The sequence below is a fragment of the Halomonas sp. N3-2A genome (genome assembly GCF_002216165.1).
In the GTDB taxonomy this organism is placed as follows: domain Bacteria; phylum Pseudomonadota; class Gammaproteobacteria; order Pseudomonadales; family Halomonadaceae; genus Vreelandella.
The window spans coordinates 1,336,408-1,349,925 of record NZ_CP022286.1 but is presented as its reverse complement, the minus strand read 5'-3'; the positions used below and the strand labels follow the sequence as shown (position 1 = coordinate 1,349,925).

Here is a 13,518-nt window from a genome sequence, read left to right as displayed (position 1 = left end):
GGCAATGCGTTTGCTACATGGAGGGGGCCTTATGGGTGCGTTGACCAAAGCAGAGCTAGCAGAACATTTACACACTGAGCTCGCGCTGTCGAAGCGAGAAGCAAAAGCCATGGTTGAGGCTTTTTTTGAAGAGATCCGTGCCTGCTTGCGCGAAAACGAGCAGGTTAAGCTATCGGGTTTCGGCAATTTCGATTTGCGTGATAAGCGCGAAAGACCGGGGCGTAACCCCAAGACAGGTGAAGAGATTCCCATTTCTGCACGGCGCGTTGTTACTTTTCGTCCCGGTCAAAAACTAAAGCAGCAGGTAGAGCGTTATACAAGTAGCTAACTTGCGGGTGGCGGAAGTTTAAACGCACTGATCGGTGGCTGAGTGTGTCGAGCAGTTGTGCTGAGCTGATGCGCAGAATGGTAGCAAATGAAAAGGAGTACCTTCGGGTGCTCCTTTTTAATTTTCGGACTAAAGTCCACGTCCTTCAATGAGCCAAGTGATCACTACCTTAATGACATAACCCAGCATGCCAGCACCCAGAACGACAAAAAGCATGATCGTGCCAAACTTCCCTGCGTTGGACTTCTTAGCTAAGTCCCAAATAATAAAGCACATAAACACGATTAAGCCACCGACCATGATCGGTGTTATCCATGCCTCAAAGAGCTGCTGCATAAGATTTCCTACTAAATGATTGATAGTGCCTCATGAGAAGGCGTGTGTCGTTTTTGCGAGTCGTGTTAATATTTGACCAAATTCATCGGGTATTTGTCGACTGAACAAAGCACAGTGCGACACTATTGCAGAGGAGTAGGCCATGCCAACGCTAACGATTCTAGTCGGTACAATGTACGGTGGCGCGCTAGATGTCGCAGAGCAAGTAAAGCCGTTATTTGAGCAGGCTGGCTACAAGGTTGATATTTCTGAGCAGCCGACGATTGACGATTTGACCAATAGCCAAGATCTTACGCTGTTTTGTGTATCAACCACGGGCAGTGGAGATTACCCAGGGAATTTTGTTTCTTTTGTGCGCGGGCTGCAGGAAAAAAGTCCCTCGCTGACATCGTTGCGCTATGGGTTGATTGCGTTGGGCGATAGCTCATACGGAGACACGTTCTGTGGGGCGGGAAGGGCGCTCGATGCGTTATTAGCGGATCATGGTGCAACGCGTTTAGGTGAGCGGCTGGAAGTGGATGCTATGGAAACCTTTATGGCAGATGACGCCGCTATTCCGTGGGTAGAAGAGTGGATTGAGTCTCAGCAACTGAAGGTTGCTTAACCATGCAGCGAGTCCCTTTTTCTCCAGAGCGTATTAGCGTTGCCCTCGGACTTTGTATTGTGATGTTGGCCGCGATACCTCGTTACATGGTAGAAGGGCATGAAACACGCCAGGCATTGTTACTTATTGCGCTAGCCATTGTGGTGGGTGCTGCCGCTGTTCAGTGGAAAATGCTGTCGGTTGATGCACGAAAAGCGCTGCCGAAATTATGTCAGCGCTTGCTATTTATGCTGCTGATGGGTGCCCTGGTAATGGGGGCATGGCATGGTCTGTTCACTGACTGGATTAGCTGGCAAGTGTTTATTTCCCACGCAGCAACCTGTGGTTTGCTATTTCATGCTGTTTCTTTGTGGTGGGCAAAACGCGATTAAAGGCCACTACTTTAGATGTGATCGCCAGGCTACAAGGCTTCATCTAACGTTTAAAAATAATTTTGACTGCATTATGGTCAAAAAACGACCTAAAATGGTCGTTTTGCTAGTGATTACCCTTGTATTTGCGGGTTATGCCCCCATCTTGCGAGCATGGCGCTTGCCACGATGCGCTAGGGTTCTTAAAATTGCCCCCTTGTACTTATTTTACGCAATCAACATAACGCCCAGCCGCTAGAGGACAATTCATGCAAGTTTCCGTCGAGACGACCTCCCAGATCGAACGCCGTATCACTATTCAGGTGCCGGCCGCCGAAATCGACGAGGCCGTCAGCGCTCGCTTAGTAGACACCGCGAAAAACGTTCGCCTGAATGGTTTTCGCCAAGGCCGAGTGCCGATGGCTGTAGTTCGTCAGCGCTATGGCGACAGCGTGCGCAATGAGGTGGTAGGTGAAGTGATGCGTGAGCGCTATGTGCGTGCCATCACGGAAGAAGGCCTTAATCCTGCTGGTTTTCCCCAGATTGAGCCAAAAGTAAACCAAACTGGCAAAGACCTAGAGTTTGTGGCAGTTATGGAAATCTACCCGCAGGTTGAGCTTGCGTCTATCGAAGGCACTGAAGTTGAGCGTCCGGTAGTGACGGTTAGCGATGCTGATGTCGACGAAATGATCGATACGCTGCGTAAGCAAAATGCTGCGTGGGAAGAAGTAGACGCCGCTGCTGCTGATGGCGATCAAGTTACCATCGACTTCCAGGGCTTCCTGGGTGATGAGCCGTTTGAAGGTGGAAGTGCTGAGGGCCATGCTTTAGTTATTGGCTCTAACAGCTTCATCCCAGGCTTTGAAGAGCAGTTGATCGGCGCGAAGGCGGGTGATGAGAAAACCATCACTGTTACCTTCCCTGAAGATTACCAAGCAGAGCATCTTGCAGGCCAGGAAGCCACCTTTAAAGTCACCGTTCATAAAGTCAGTAGCCAAACGCTGCCGGCCGTAGACGCTGAGTTTATTGCGCGCTTTGGTGTTGACGATGGCGATGAAGAGAAATTCCGCGCTGAAATCAAAAAGAACATGACTCGCGAAGCGGCCCAAGCGGTGGATAACCGTGTTAAGCAGCAGGTGTTGGATGCGCTGAAAAAAGCGAACGATATTCCTGTGCCAAGTGCGCTTGTTCAGCAAGAAACTGATGGCATGAAGCGTCAGGCAGCACAGCAGTTCGGTCTGGGCGAGGACTTTGATGTCAGCCAGCTGCCGAATGAACTCTTCGAAGCGCAAGCGAAAGGCCGCGTCCAGGTAGGATTGCTGCTGGCCGAGGTTATCAAGGCGAATGAGTTAGACGCTGATGATGATGCAATTAAGGCTAAGGTTGAAGAGCTGGCAGAGCAGTATCAGGATCCTTCCGAAGTGGTTGAATACTACATGGGTAATGAGCAGCTCAAAACCCAAGTGAAGTCTGCCATCCTGGAAGAGAAGGCTGTTGATAAGCTGCTGGAGCAGACGAACGTTAAAGACGTTGAAATGTCTTACCAGCAGGCATTGGCAGCGGCTCAGCAACAGGCCGAGCAAGATGAAGGTGTTGAAGAAAGCGAACAAGCTAGCGCTTAACTTCATCGCGTGGCGCATCCCATGTGGGTGCGCTTTCCCTTACCGGACGCAAGGAATCACGAATGAGTGAGTTTGATATTCAAAACGCCGGCGGTTTAGTGCCCATGGTGGTTGAGCAGAGCGCCAAAGGGGAAAGAGCCTATGACATCTACTCACGCCTGCTAAAAGAGCGTGTTATTTTCCTGGTTGGACCAGTTGAAGATTACATGGCGAACTTAGTGGTGGCGCAGCTGCTGTTTCTTGAGTCAGAGAACCCTGATAAAGATATTCACCTTTACATTAATTCGCCTGGTGGGTCTGTTACGGCAGGTATGTCAATCTACGACACCATGCAGTTTATTAAGCCTGATGTGTCGACCGTATGTATTGGTCAAGCGGCTAGCATGGGTGCACTGCTGCTGACAGCAGGTGCAGCAGGTAAGCGTTATTGTTTGCCTAATTCCCGTGTGATGATTCACCAGCCGCTGGGTGGCTATCAAGGCCAAGCGTCTGATATCGAGATCCACACCCGTGAGATTTTAGGTATTCGTGAAAAACTGAACCAGATTTTAGCCCATCATACTGGTCAAGAACTTGATACTGTTGCTCGGGATACTGACCGTGACAACTTTATGAGCGCCACTAAAGCCCAAGAATATGGCTTGATTGACGCAGTGCTGGATAAGCGGCCTACATCCTGATAGCGTGGTAGGATTCTGCTTTTCTAACGAGCTTTTCCGGCGGCGTAAGCCGCCGCAGTGATAGAGGTACGCGAATGGCCGACGGCAAAGGCAAGGACGAAGGTGGCAAGCTTTTATACTGCTCGTTTTGTGGTAAGAATCAAAACGAAGTGCGTAAGCTAATTGCAGGCCCGTCCGTATATATCTGCGATGAGTGTGTCGACTTATGTAATGACATCATTCGCGAAGAAGTTCTCGAAGCCGATGCCGAGAGCGATGAAGAGCGTTTACCTACGCCTCGCGAAATACGTCATACGTTAGACGACTATGTCATCGGACAAGATCGCGCCAAAATGGTGCTATCTGTAGCGGTTTATAACCACTACAAGCGTCTTAAGACGGAAGTGCGCGAAGGCGATGTAGAACTAGGTAAATCAAATATTCTGCTCATTGGTCCTACCGGTAGTGGTAAAACACTGTTGGCGGAAACCATGGCGCGGTTATTGAATGTACCTTTTACCATTGCCGATGCCACTACACTGACAGAAGCGGGTTATGTGGGTGAGGATGTTGAAAACATCATCCAAAAGCTTCTGCAGAAGTGTGATTACGACGTCGAAAAGGCTGAGCGAGGCATTGTTTATATCGATGAAATCGATAAGATTTCGCGCAAGTCTGATAACCCTTCCATCACACGTGATGTGTCGGGCGAGGGTGTCCAGCAGGCACTACTCAAGTTGATTGAAGGCACAACAGCATCCGTGCCGCCGCAGGGTGGTCGTAAACATCCCCAGCAAGAGTTTGTTCAGGTCAATACGGCCAACATGCTGTTTATTGTGGGTGGCGCTTTTGCGGGTCTTGATAAAGTTATCCGTGACCGTGCTGAGAAAGGCGGCATTGGTTTCAATGCTAGCGTGAAGAGCAAAGAGTCTTCACGTGGTGTAGGTGAGTTACTGGCCGACGTAGAACCAGATGATTTAGTGAAATTTGGTTTAATTCCTGAGTTTGTTGGACGTCTGCCCGTGATTGCAACGCTCACGGAGCTAAACGAAGATGCGTTGGTACAGATCTTAACCGAGCCTAAAAACTCGCTGGTTAAGCAGTACGCCAAGCTCTTTGAAATGGAAGATGTGACGCTCGAGTTTAGAGACGAAGCGCTGCGTGCTGTTGCTACCAAGGCAATGGAGCGTAAGACTGGCGCGCGAGGTTTGCGATCTATCCTTGAGTCTGTGCTGCTAGACACCATGTACGAGATTCCTTCGCTTGAAGGTGTTAGCAAAGTGGTGATTGATAGTTCAGTGATTGCTGGTGAAAGTGAGCCACTACTGATCTATTCGCAGCAAGAAGACGCTCGTGTTGATGGCACCGACGGCTAGTCCCGACGTGCACGCCACGGCCTAGCTTTTACCGCTTGCGCCAAACCAAGGGGTCGCCTAGGCGACCCCTTGTTATTCATAAGTTATTCATGAAATGTTTGCCTAGCTGCTCAGCGCCCTAGCGCCATGCTTTTCATACTGTGAGGTACTTGGCTAAGTACCCTTTCAAGTACTCATCCGATTTTGAGGAACGTCTGCGATGCAGCAGAACGCCGATCAGACACAATGTCTACCCCTGTTGCCTTTGCGGGACGTGGTTGTGTACCCGCAAATGGTTATTCCACTTTTTGTTGGTCGTGAGAAGTCCATCCAAGCGTTGGAAGCGGCGATGGAGGCCGACAAACGTGTGCTGCTGGTGGCTCAGCGTGAGGCCTCCCAGGATGAGCCCGATAACGCTGATCTTTATGCCATGGGCACCGTGGCCGATATCATGCAGCTGCTAAAATTGCCTGATGGCACTGTAAAAGTGCTGATTGAAGGTAATTTTCGCGCGGATGTTATTGATATTGAAGAGCACGAAACGGGCTACACCCAAGCTTACTTGGTGCCTCGCGAGAGCGAGCCGCTAACCAGTCGTGAGCAAGAAGCACTGGTACGTGTGCTGCTCAACCAATTTGAGCAATACGTCAAACTGTCCAAAAAAGTGCCTAACGAGGTGCTCAATTCGCTTTCTGGAATTGAGGATCCGAGCCGCTTGGTCGATACCATCTGTGCGCACTTGTCATTAAAAATAGGCGACAAGCAAGAGTTGCTCGAAATGGATCGCGTGCGTGATCGCATTGAGCACTTAATGGCGCTGATTGAGTCCGAAATTGATTTGCTGCAGGTTGAAAAGCGCATCCGCTCGCGTGTGAAAGAGCAGATGGAAAAGACCCAGCGCGAGTATTACCTCAATGAGCAGATGAAGGCCATCCAGAAAGAGATGGGTGAGCTGGATAATGTGCCGAACGAGGCCGAAAAATACGAGCAAGCCATCGCTTCATCTGGAATGCCCAAAGAAGCGGCAGAAAAGGCTACTCAAGAGCTTAGTAAGCTGAAAATGATGGCTGCTAACTCGGCCGAAGCTACGGTGGTTCGCTCTTACCTTGACTGGCTAATAGCCGTCCCTTGGAAGAAGCGTACCCGCGTCAAGCACGACTTAGTGAAAGCGCAGGAAGTGCTGGATCAGGATCATTACGGCTTAGAAGAAGTCAAAGCACGCATCCTTGAATATCTTGCAGTACAGAAGCGCGTGCGTAAGATGAAAGGGCCTGTATTATGCTTGGTGGGCCCACCAGGTGTGGGTAAAACCTCTCTTGGTCAATCTATCGCACGGGCCACGAATCGTAAATATGTTCGCCTGGCGTTAGGTGGCGTACGTGACGAATCTGAAATTCGCGGTCATCGCCGCACCTACATTGGCTCGTTGCCGGGTAAGTTAATGCAGCGGATGAGCCGTGCTGGCGTTAAGAACCCACTGTTTTTATTGGATGAAGTCGATAAACTCGGTATGGATCACCGCGGTGACCCTGCATCAGCGCTGCTAGAGGTGCTTGATCCTGAGCAAAACAATAGCTTTAGTGATCACTACCTTGAGTTGGACTACGATCTGTCAGAAACACTATTTATCTGTACTGCTAACTCAATGAATATTCCTGGTCCGCTGTTGGATCGTATGGAAATCATTCGTTTGCCGGGTTACACCGAAGATGAAAAGCTAGCGATCGCTAGGCGCTATTTGTTGCCGAAGCAGCAAGAAGCGAATGGCCTCAAAACAGAAGAGCTGGCGCTCAATGATGATGCTCTGCTAGAACTAGTGCGTTATTACACCCGTGAAGCTGGGGTGCGAGAGCTGGAGCGTCAGATCGCCAAAGTGTGCCGTAAGGTGTTGCGCGAGCGTTTAGAAGCCGAGCAGGCAACGAGTGGTAAGCAGGGTAGCCATCTGCAGGCTCAACAAGTCCTGGCAGCTGAAGATATTGAAGCCTATGCAGGTGTGCGCCGTTATAGCTACGGGTTGGCTGAGCAGGAAGACCAAGTGGGTCGTGTGACGGGGCTAGCGTGGACATCGGTTGGCGGCGAATTACTGAATATCGAATCGGTTGTGACACCCGGCAAAGGGCGTATTAACAAAACCGGCTCGCTGGGCGATGTTATGAAAGAGTCGGTGAGTGCGGCACAAACGGTCGTTAAGGCGCGTGCAAAAGAGTATGGTATTGATCCGCAACGGTTTGAGAATGAAGACTTACACATTCACGTTCCGGAAGGCGCTACGCCTAAAGATGGCCCAAGTGCAGGCATCGCCATGGTAACCGCGATTGTCTCTGCCTATACTCAACGCCCTGTGCGTTGTGATGTGGCCATGACAGGCGAAGTGAACCTACGTGGCGAAGTGATGCCCATTGGGGGGTTAAAGGAGAAATTGCTGGCAGCCCGTCGCGGTGGTATAAAGACGGTCTTAATTCCTGAGGAAAATCGTCGAGACCTCAAGGAAGTGCCAGAAAATATCAAAGGGGCACTTGATATCCGCCCCGTACAGTGGATAGATGAAGTACTGGCCGTAGCGCTACATAACGATCCAATCGACGAGAGCGTCTCGTTGAAAGGTTCTGATCCGGCTTTTAATTCAACCGTCGTAACGAGTACCCATTAAGCGTTAATACTCCATTGAGTTTTAACATTACTTAATAGTTTTGCCCAAGACCTTGAGTTGCGGGCATTTCTCGGCACTGTCGCTTGACAGGAGTTTCAAGGCATTGCTATAAAACACAGCTACGCTTTGAAGTTGCAACTAACGGTGGCAGTGCCGTTCAGAGCCATTTTTTTGAAACAGTTAAGGGGTGAAGTGTGAATAAGTCCGAGCTGATTGAAGCTATTGCCGCGTCTGCTGATATTCCTAAAGCAGCGGCAACCCGCGCATTGGATGCCATGGTGGAGTCTGTCACCGATAGCCTCAAAAAAGGCGAAAGTGTTTCACTGGTAGGTTTTGGTACTTTCGCAATTAAAGAGCGTGCTGCTCGTACTGGTCGTAACCCGCAGACCGGCCAGCCGATTGAAATTAGCGCTGCAAAAGTCCCCAGCTTCAAAGCCGGTAAAGCGCTGAAAGACGCCGTCAACTAATTGGCTCGCGTTTGCTGTAAGCTAATGGGCGCATCGCATTCGCGATGCGCCCATGTTTTTTTCTGGCCCGATAGTTAGGGCGATAGATAGCTGTGATGATCTGAGGCTAGCATGCTGCAAAGTATTCGAGATGGCTCCAGAAGCTGGGGTGCCAAAATAATTATCGGTGTCATGGTGGCTGCCATGGCGCTGTTTGGCGTGGAGTCGCTGTTTAGTGTCTTTGGCGATGACCCTAATGAAGTGGCGAGCGTTAACGGCGAACCTATCATGCGTCAGCAGGTTGAGCTTGAGGTGCAACGTGCGCTTCGCTCTGGACAGGTGCCACCAGAGCAAGAGCGAGCGCTGCGTAATGACGTTCTTGACCAGCTAATAACTCAGCAACTGCTAACGGGGTATGCGGAAGACGGTGGTGTGTTTGTTTCTGATGCCCAACTAGATCAAATGATTGTTGGTTTGCCAGAGTTTCATGATCAAGATGGTCGGTTCTCGGCTGAAATATTCCGCAACCGTCTTGCTGGTGCAGGATACACGCCAGTGGCGTTTCGTGAAGAGCTGCGTGCTGATATTAAGCGTCAGCACTTGCAGCAAGGCCTTGCGTTTAGCGACTTTAGCTTGGAAAACGAGCAGGAGCGCTTAGCTGAGCTGCAGCGCCAGCAGCGCAGTTTTCGCTATGTTTTATTAGATGCCGATGATGTAAGTGTAGAGGCGGATGTTACTGAAGCGCAAATGCAGGAATATTTCGATGCAAACCAGGCACGTTTCAAGCGTCCTGAGCAGGTGCGCGTTGAGTATGTGCTAGTTGACCGTCAAGCCATGGCGGAAAACGTTGAGGTTAACGAGCAGAGCTTGCGCGATGCGTGGCGTGAGCAGAACCGCAATGCTGATCGGCGGGTCTCGCATATTATGGTGACGTTTGGCGAAGAGCGCAGTCGCCAAGAAGCGCAAGCACACGCTAATGAGGCTCTAGAAGCCTTGAGCAGCGGTGAAACTTTCGCCGATACAGCTCTGCGTTATTCAGATGATACGGCGAGTGCTGAGGAAGGCGGCGACTTGGGGGTTATTAGTCGTGGTTTCTTTGGTGATGCCTTTGATGAAGCAGCTTTTGCTCTAGATGAAGGTGAAACATCTCAACTGGTAGAAATGGATGGTGCATTTCATATCCTTCAGGTAACAGAGCTGGTCGCACCCGCTTTTGAAGAGCAGCGTGAGGCACTTCAGCAAGATGTTGCTCTGCGTGAAGTCAATGATGAGTTCAATCAGCAAGTTCAGCGCTTAATTGATGAGAGTTTTGCTGCCGATGATCTGCAAAGCGTAGCGGATGACCTCGGGCTAACGCTAAACCAGACTGACTGGTTAGCACGCGGTGAAGGTGAGGGCGTACTTTCAGAGCCTGGGGTGCTAGATGAGGCCTTTAGTGCTGATGTGCTAGAAGAAGGCTATAACAGCGAAGTGATCGAGCTTGATGATGATCGTCGCCTTGTGCTGCGTGTTGCGGAGCATCGCGAAGCGACCCAACTCACGCTAGACGATGTGCGTGACGAAGTTGCTAACGCTGTTGTTGCTCAACAACGCCAAGAAGCGCTTGAGCAAGAGGCGGCTCGTATGATCGAGGCGGTGGAAGCGGGCGAGGCCAGCGACATTGATTGGCTTGAGGCTAGCAATATTTCGCGCCAGTCTGACAGTGGGCTTCCGCAGGCGGTAGTGCAACAGGTATTTCGTATGCCGCGTCCGCAGGAGGGCGATAGCGTTTACCGTTCTGTATCGCTGCCGGAAGGTGTTGCCATCATTGCGCTGGATAGCGTATCGGTAGGTGAAGTTGATGAGCAGCTTACTTCTTTTGTAGTGCAAATGGCTGAGCAACTTCGCGCCCAGTCTATCATTCAGGGCTTGGTAGACGACCTGCGTAGTGACGCGAAGATCGAGCGTTAATTAACGCGTTTTTATCAACCCAAAAAAGCCGGCCAAAATTGATTTGGCCGGCTTTTTTGATGGCTTTTTTGCTGATGTGCAACGTTAAGTATTAGGGTGGGTTGGCTAAGGTAAATTGGCGCAGAATAGGCATGGCGTCATGCTCTGTCGTGCGTTCAATGACGATGTCCCAGCCATGGTGAACATCCCAATCACCAAGAACAAAACGTTTTGCAGGTACCTCCTCAACCGTCAGGTCATGTACCTTTGGCCGATGGGTGTGGCCATGAATCATGGTGGTGACACCAGAGTGCGCCATCAGCGCCACCACTTCTTCGTGTGTCACGTCCATGATCGCTTCCGTTTTACTCGCGTTGGCATCGCCCGACTGCATACGCAGACTCTTGGCAAGCTCCAGCCGCTGATCAAGGGGTAAGGATAGGATTTGCGTTTGCCACTGAGGATCTCTCGACTGTTGGCGGAACGCCATGTAAGCATCATCTTTAGTGCAAAGACTATCGCCATGTAGAATAACGACAGGCACTCCTTGGAGTTCCACCGTTTGGCTTTCGGGTAGCAGAGAGGCTTGGCACTCACTGATAAAGCGCTCGCCAATCAGAAAGTCGCGATTGCCGTGCAGGAAATAAATCGCAGTTCCGTTGCTGCTTAATTTGCGTAACCGTCTGATCACTTCCCAGGCAATGTCGCTAAGAGGATGTGGTGTGTCAAGGAGATCATCTCCGATCCAGGCGTCAAACAGGTCGCCTAGAATATACAGGGCATCAGCCCCAGTAGCGGTGTGCTCTAAGTAACGATAAAACCCCTGATTAATCTCAGGGGTATCACTGCTTAGATGCATATCAGCTATCAGCAGAGTGCGCATAGAACTCCCGTAATTAGTCGGCTTCTTTTACATAGGCGCGCTCAATGATGACATCGTCTGCGGGCACGTCAGCATGCATGCCACGACGTGTGGTGCTGACGCCGCGGATGGCGTCTACCACGTCCATGCCGTCGACAACCTCGCCAAACACGGCGTAGCCCCAGCCTTGAAGACTTTTACCACTATGATTCAAGAAGCTATTGTTACCAACGTTGATAAAGAACTGCGCTGTGGCAGAGTGAGGATCTTGGGTGCGTGCCATTGCCAGGGTGCCGACCGTGTTTTGTAAACCATTGTCGGCTTCGTTCTCGATCGGATCACGCGTTGGCTTTTGGTTAAAATCTTGATCGAAGCCACCGCCCTGAACCATAAAGCCATCGATAACACGGTGGAACAAAGTGCCATCATAAAAACCATCGCGGACATATTGCTCAAAATTAGCGGCAGTTTTTGGCGCTTTTTCATGATTAAGCGCAATAGTGATGTCACCGTGGTTGGTCTGTAATACGATCATAGATAAATTCCTGTTCAATAAAGGCGTTCGCCTTGGCGCTGTGCATCGGCGTCACGTTATAATAGCGGTTTTGCTTGGCACCGCGAAGCGCAAACCCTAATAGCTTAGGCATTGGTTGCCTAGCCCGCCATCCACCATGAGGTTATCAACACCACCATGACCAACGAGACCACCCCAGCGCCGAACTTCATTCGCAACCAAGTACGCGACGAAATAGAGGGCGGCCAGGTCACCAAAATCGTGACGCGCTTTCCTCCCGAACCTAATGGCTTTTTACATATCGGTCATGCAAAGTCGATCTGTTTAAACTTCGGGTTGGCAGAGCAGCTAGGTGGTGAGTGTCATCTGCGCTTTGACGACACCAACCCCGCGAAGGAAGAACAGGCGTATATCGACGCTATCAAAGAGGACGTCAGCTGGTTAGGCTTTAACTGGGCAGGCCCAGTTCGCTTTGCTTCTGATTATTTCGACCAGCTTTATGCGTGGGCACAACATCTTATTCGCGAGGGCAAAGCTTACGTTGATGATCTTTCTCCAGATGAAATTCGCGAATACCGTGGCACACTCACGGCACCGGGTAAGCCAAGTCCTTACCGCGAGCGCAGCGTTGACGAAAACCTAGATTTGCTGGAACGCATGCGTAACGGCGAGTTTGGCGAAGGCGAAAAAGTACTGCGTGCAAAAATTGATATGGCGTCGCCCAATATCAATCTTCGCGACCCGATCCTTTACCGTATTCGCCATGCCAGCCACCATCAAACAGGTGACAAGTGGAAAATCTACCCGTCGTACGATTTTACCCATGGCCAGTCTGACGCCATCGAAGGCATTACCCATTCAATCTGTACGCTAGAGTTTGAAGACCATCGCCCGCTTTACGAGTGGTTTTTGAATAACTTGCCGGTTCCCGCCAAGCCGCGCCAAATCGAGTTTGCTCGACTTAATTTGGATTACACCCTCACTTCGAAGCGCAAGCTGAAACTGCTGGTTGACGAGCAGATTGTTGATGGCTGGGACGACCCGCGTATGCCAACTATTTCAGGTATGCGTCGTCGCGGCTATACGCCAGCGTCCATTCGCAAGTTCTGTGAGATGATTGGTGTTACGCGCGCCGATGGCGGTTTGGTGGATATTGCCATGCTAACGCATGCGATTCGCTCTGATCTTGAGGACAATGCGCCGCGGGCAATGTGCGTATTGAAACCCCTTAAGGTGGTACTGACCAACGTTCCTGAAGACCATGAAGAAGTGTATGACGTGCCTGGGCACCCTGCGCGAGAAGATATGGCGGTGCGTAAGGTGCCGTTTAGTCGCGAGCTGTATATTGACCAAGACGACTTCATGGAAGACGCGCCCAAAAAGTTTTTCCGTTTAGCGCCCGGCAAAGAAGTCCGCCTGCGTAACAGCTACGTGATTCGTTGTGATGACGTTGTTAAGAACGAAGCCGGTGACGTGACGGAACTGCACTGTTCGGTGGATTTCGATACGCTGGGTAAAAACCCTGAAGGCCGCAAGGTGAAAGGCGTGATTCACTGGGTGAGTGCCGCCCATGGTGTACCGATGGAAGTGCGCTTGTATGACAATTTGTTCACGGTTGAACAGCCGGATCGTGACAAAGATGTCGACTTCCTCGAACACCTGAACCCCGACTCCTTGGCGGTATGCCACGCCATTGGCGAGCCCAGTTTGGCGGATGCTGCTCCAGAAGATCGCTTCCAGTTTGAGCGGGTGGGCTATTTCTGCGCTGACCGTCATGCTTCCAAGCCAGGGCAGCTGGTGTTTAATCGTACCGTTGGGTTGAAAGATAGCTGGGCGAAAATCAAACAGAAGGGCTAAGGAATC

13 protein-coding genes are annotated in these 13,518 nt (G+C 50.7%); 10 read left to right on the top strand and 3 right to left on the bottom strand.

What is annotated here, in order from left to right; translation table 11 throughout:
- The first annotated feature begins 31 nt into the window (after nt 1-31).
- Nucleotides 32-328 carry an integration host factor subunit alpha gene (locus CEK60_RS06365; protein ID WP_009724294.1) on the top strand — a complete coding sequence of 99 codons (297 nt, stop codon included), beginning with the start codon at nt 32-34 and terminating at the stop codon, nt 326-328.
- 129 nt (nt 329-457) lie between these two features.
- Here CEK60_RS06365 and CEK60_RS06360 read toward each other — a convergent pair whose 3' ends face one another.
- Nucleotides 458-664, bottom strand: coding sequence for a DUF2788 domain-containing protein (locus tag CEK60_RS06360; RefSeq protein WP_038483925.1), 207 nt, complete (start codon nt 662-664; stop codon nt 458-460).
- 142 nt (nt 665-806) lie between these two features.
- Between CEK60_RS06360 and CEK60_RS06355 the strand changes: the two genes are divergently transcribed.
- The 8 genes from CEK60_RS06355 (at nt 807) to CEK60_RS06320 (ending at nt 10,300) form a co-directional block, all read left to right on the top strand.
- Entirely contained in the window at nt 807-1,268 is a 462-nt protein-coding gene (locus CEK60_RS06355) for a flavodoxin domain-containing protein (RefSeq protein ID WP_089038318.1), read from the top strand.
- Nucleotides 1,269-1,270: 2 nt separating this feature from the next.
- Nucleotides 1,271-1,639: a hypothetical protein gene (locus tag CEK60_RS06350; protein ID WP_089038317.1), complete on the top strand. Its 369-nt coding sequence runs from the start codon at nt 1,271-1,273 to the stop codon at nt 1,637-1,639.
- Between the two features lie 248 nt (nt 1,640-1,887).
- On the top strand, nt 1,888-3,240 hold the full coding sequence (gene tig / locus CEK60_RS06345) for a trigger factor (protein ID WP_089038316.1): 1,353 nt from the start codon (nt 1,888-1,890) through the stop codon (nt 3,238-3,240).
- Between the two features lie 62 nt (nt 3,241-3,302).
- The gene (gene clpP / locus CEK60_RS06340; RefSeq protein ID WP_089038315.1) at nt 3,303-3,920 is read left to right on the top strand and encodes an ATP-dependent Clp endopeptidase proteolytic subunit ClpP; all 618 of its coding nucleotides are present in this window, start codon (nt 3,303-3,305) and stop codon (nt 3,918-3,920) included.
- A gap of 74 nt (nt 3,921-3,994) precedes the next feature.
- Entirely contained in the window at nt 3,995-5,275 is a 1,281-nt protein-coding gene (gene clpX, locus CEK60_RS06335; RefSeq protein ID WP_038483940.1) for an ATP-dependent Clp protease ATP-binding subunit ClpX, read from the top strand.
- 199 nt (nt 5,276-5,474) lie between these two features.
- Nucleotides 5,475-7,904: an endopeptidase La gene (lon, locus tag CEK60_RS06330; protein WP_089038314.1), complete on the top strand. Its 2,430-nt coding sequence runs from the start codon at nt 5,475-5,477 to the stop codon at nt 7,902-7,904.
- Nucleotides 7,905-8,098: 194 nt separating this feature from the next.
- Nucleotides 8,099-8,371, top strand: coding sequence for an HU family DNA-binding protein (locus CEK60_RS06325; RefSeq protein ID WP_009724302.1), 273 nt, complete (start codon nt 8,099-8,101; stop codon nt 8,369-8,371).
- Between the two features lie 111 nt (nt 8,372-8,482).
- Complete coding sequence (locus tag CEK60_RS06320) at nt 8,483-10,300, top strand: SurA N-terminal domain-containing protein (RefSeq protein ID WP_089038313.1); 1,818 nt, start codon at nt 8,483-8,485, stop codon at nt 10,298-10,300.
- 91 nt (nt 10,301-10,391) lie between these two features.
- Here CEK60_RS06320 and CEK60_RS06315 read toward each other — a convergent pair whose 3' ends face one another.
- Nucleotides 10,392-11,162, bottom strand: coding sequence for a UDP-2,3-diacylglucosamine diphosphatase (locus CEK60_RS06315; RefSeq protein WP_089038312.1), 771 nt, complete (start codon nt 11,160-11,162; stop codon nt 10,392-10,394).
- A gap of 13 nt (nt 11,163-11,175) precedes the next feature.
- On the bottom strand, nt 11,176-11,676 hold the full coding sequence (locus tag CEK60_RS06310) for a peptidylprolyl isomerase (RefSeq protein WP_038483952.1): 501 nt from the start codon (nt 11,674-11,676) through the stop codon (nt 11,176-11,178).
- A gap of 156 nt (nt 11,677-11,832) precedes the next feature.
- Here CEK60_RS06310 and CEK60_RS06305 point away from each other — a divergent pair, with 156 nt between their 5' ends.
- Complete coding sequence (locus CEK60_RS06305; protein WP_089038311.1) at nt 11,833-13,512, top strand: glutamine--tRNA ligase/YqeY domain fusion protein; 1,680 nt, start codon at nt 11,833-11,835, stop codon at nt 13,510-13,512.
- Nucleotides 13,513-13,518 lie beyond the last annotated feature (6 nt).

Excerpts from the sequence above, each read along its gene's own strand:
- CEK60_RS06350 (WP_089038317.1), top strand. The coding sequence starts at position 1,271 with ATGCAGCGAGTCCCTTTTTCTCCAGAGCGTATTAGCGTTGCCCTCGGA.
- lon (WP_089038314.1), top strand. The coding sequence starts at position 5,475 with ATGCAGCAGAACGCCGATCAGACACAATGTCTACCCCTGTTGCCTTTG.
- CEK60_RS06305 (WP_089038311.1), top strand. The coding sequence starts at position 11,833 with ATGACCAACGAGACCACCCCAGCGCCGAACTTCATTCGCAACCAAGTA.
- CEK60_RS06310 (WP_038483952.1), bottom strand. The coding sequence starts at position 11,676 with ATGATCGTATTACAGACCAACCACGGTGACATCACTATTGCGCTTAAT.
- CEK60_RS06360 (WP_038483925.1), bottom strand. The coding sequence starts at position 664 with ATGCAGCAGCTCTTTGAGGCATGGATAACACCGATCATGGTCGGTGGC.
- clpP (WP_089038315.1), top strand. The coding sequence starts at position 3,303 with ATGAGTGAGTTTGATATTCAAAACGCCGGCGGTTTAGTGCCCATGGTG.
- clpX (WP_038483940.1), top strand. The coding sequence starts at position 3,995 with ATGGCCGACGGCAAAGGCAAGGACGAAGGTGGCAAGCTTTTATACTGC.
- CEK60_RS06355 (WP_089038318.1), top strand. The coding sequence starts at position 807 with ATGCCAACGCTAACGATTCTAGTCGGTACAATGTACGGTGGCGCGCTA.
- tig (WP_089038316.1), top strand. The coding sequence starts at position 1,888 with ATGCAAGTTTCCGTCGAGACGACCTCCCAGATCGAACGCCGTATCACT.
- CEK60_RS06365 (WP_009724294.1), top strand. The coding sequence starts at position 32 with ATGGGTGCGTTGACCAAAGCAGAGCTAGCAGAACATTTACACACTGAG.
- CEK60_RS06315 (WP_089038312.1), bottom strand. The coding sequence starts at position 11,162 with ATGCGCACTCTGCTGATAGCTGATATGCATCTAAGCAGTGATACCCCT.
- CEK60_RS06320 (WP_089038313.1), top strand. The coding sequence starts at position 8,483 with ATGCTGCAAAGTATTCGAGATGGCTCCAGAAGCTGGGGTGCCAAAATA.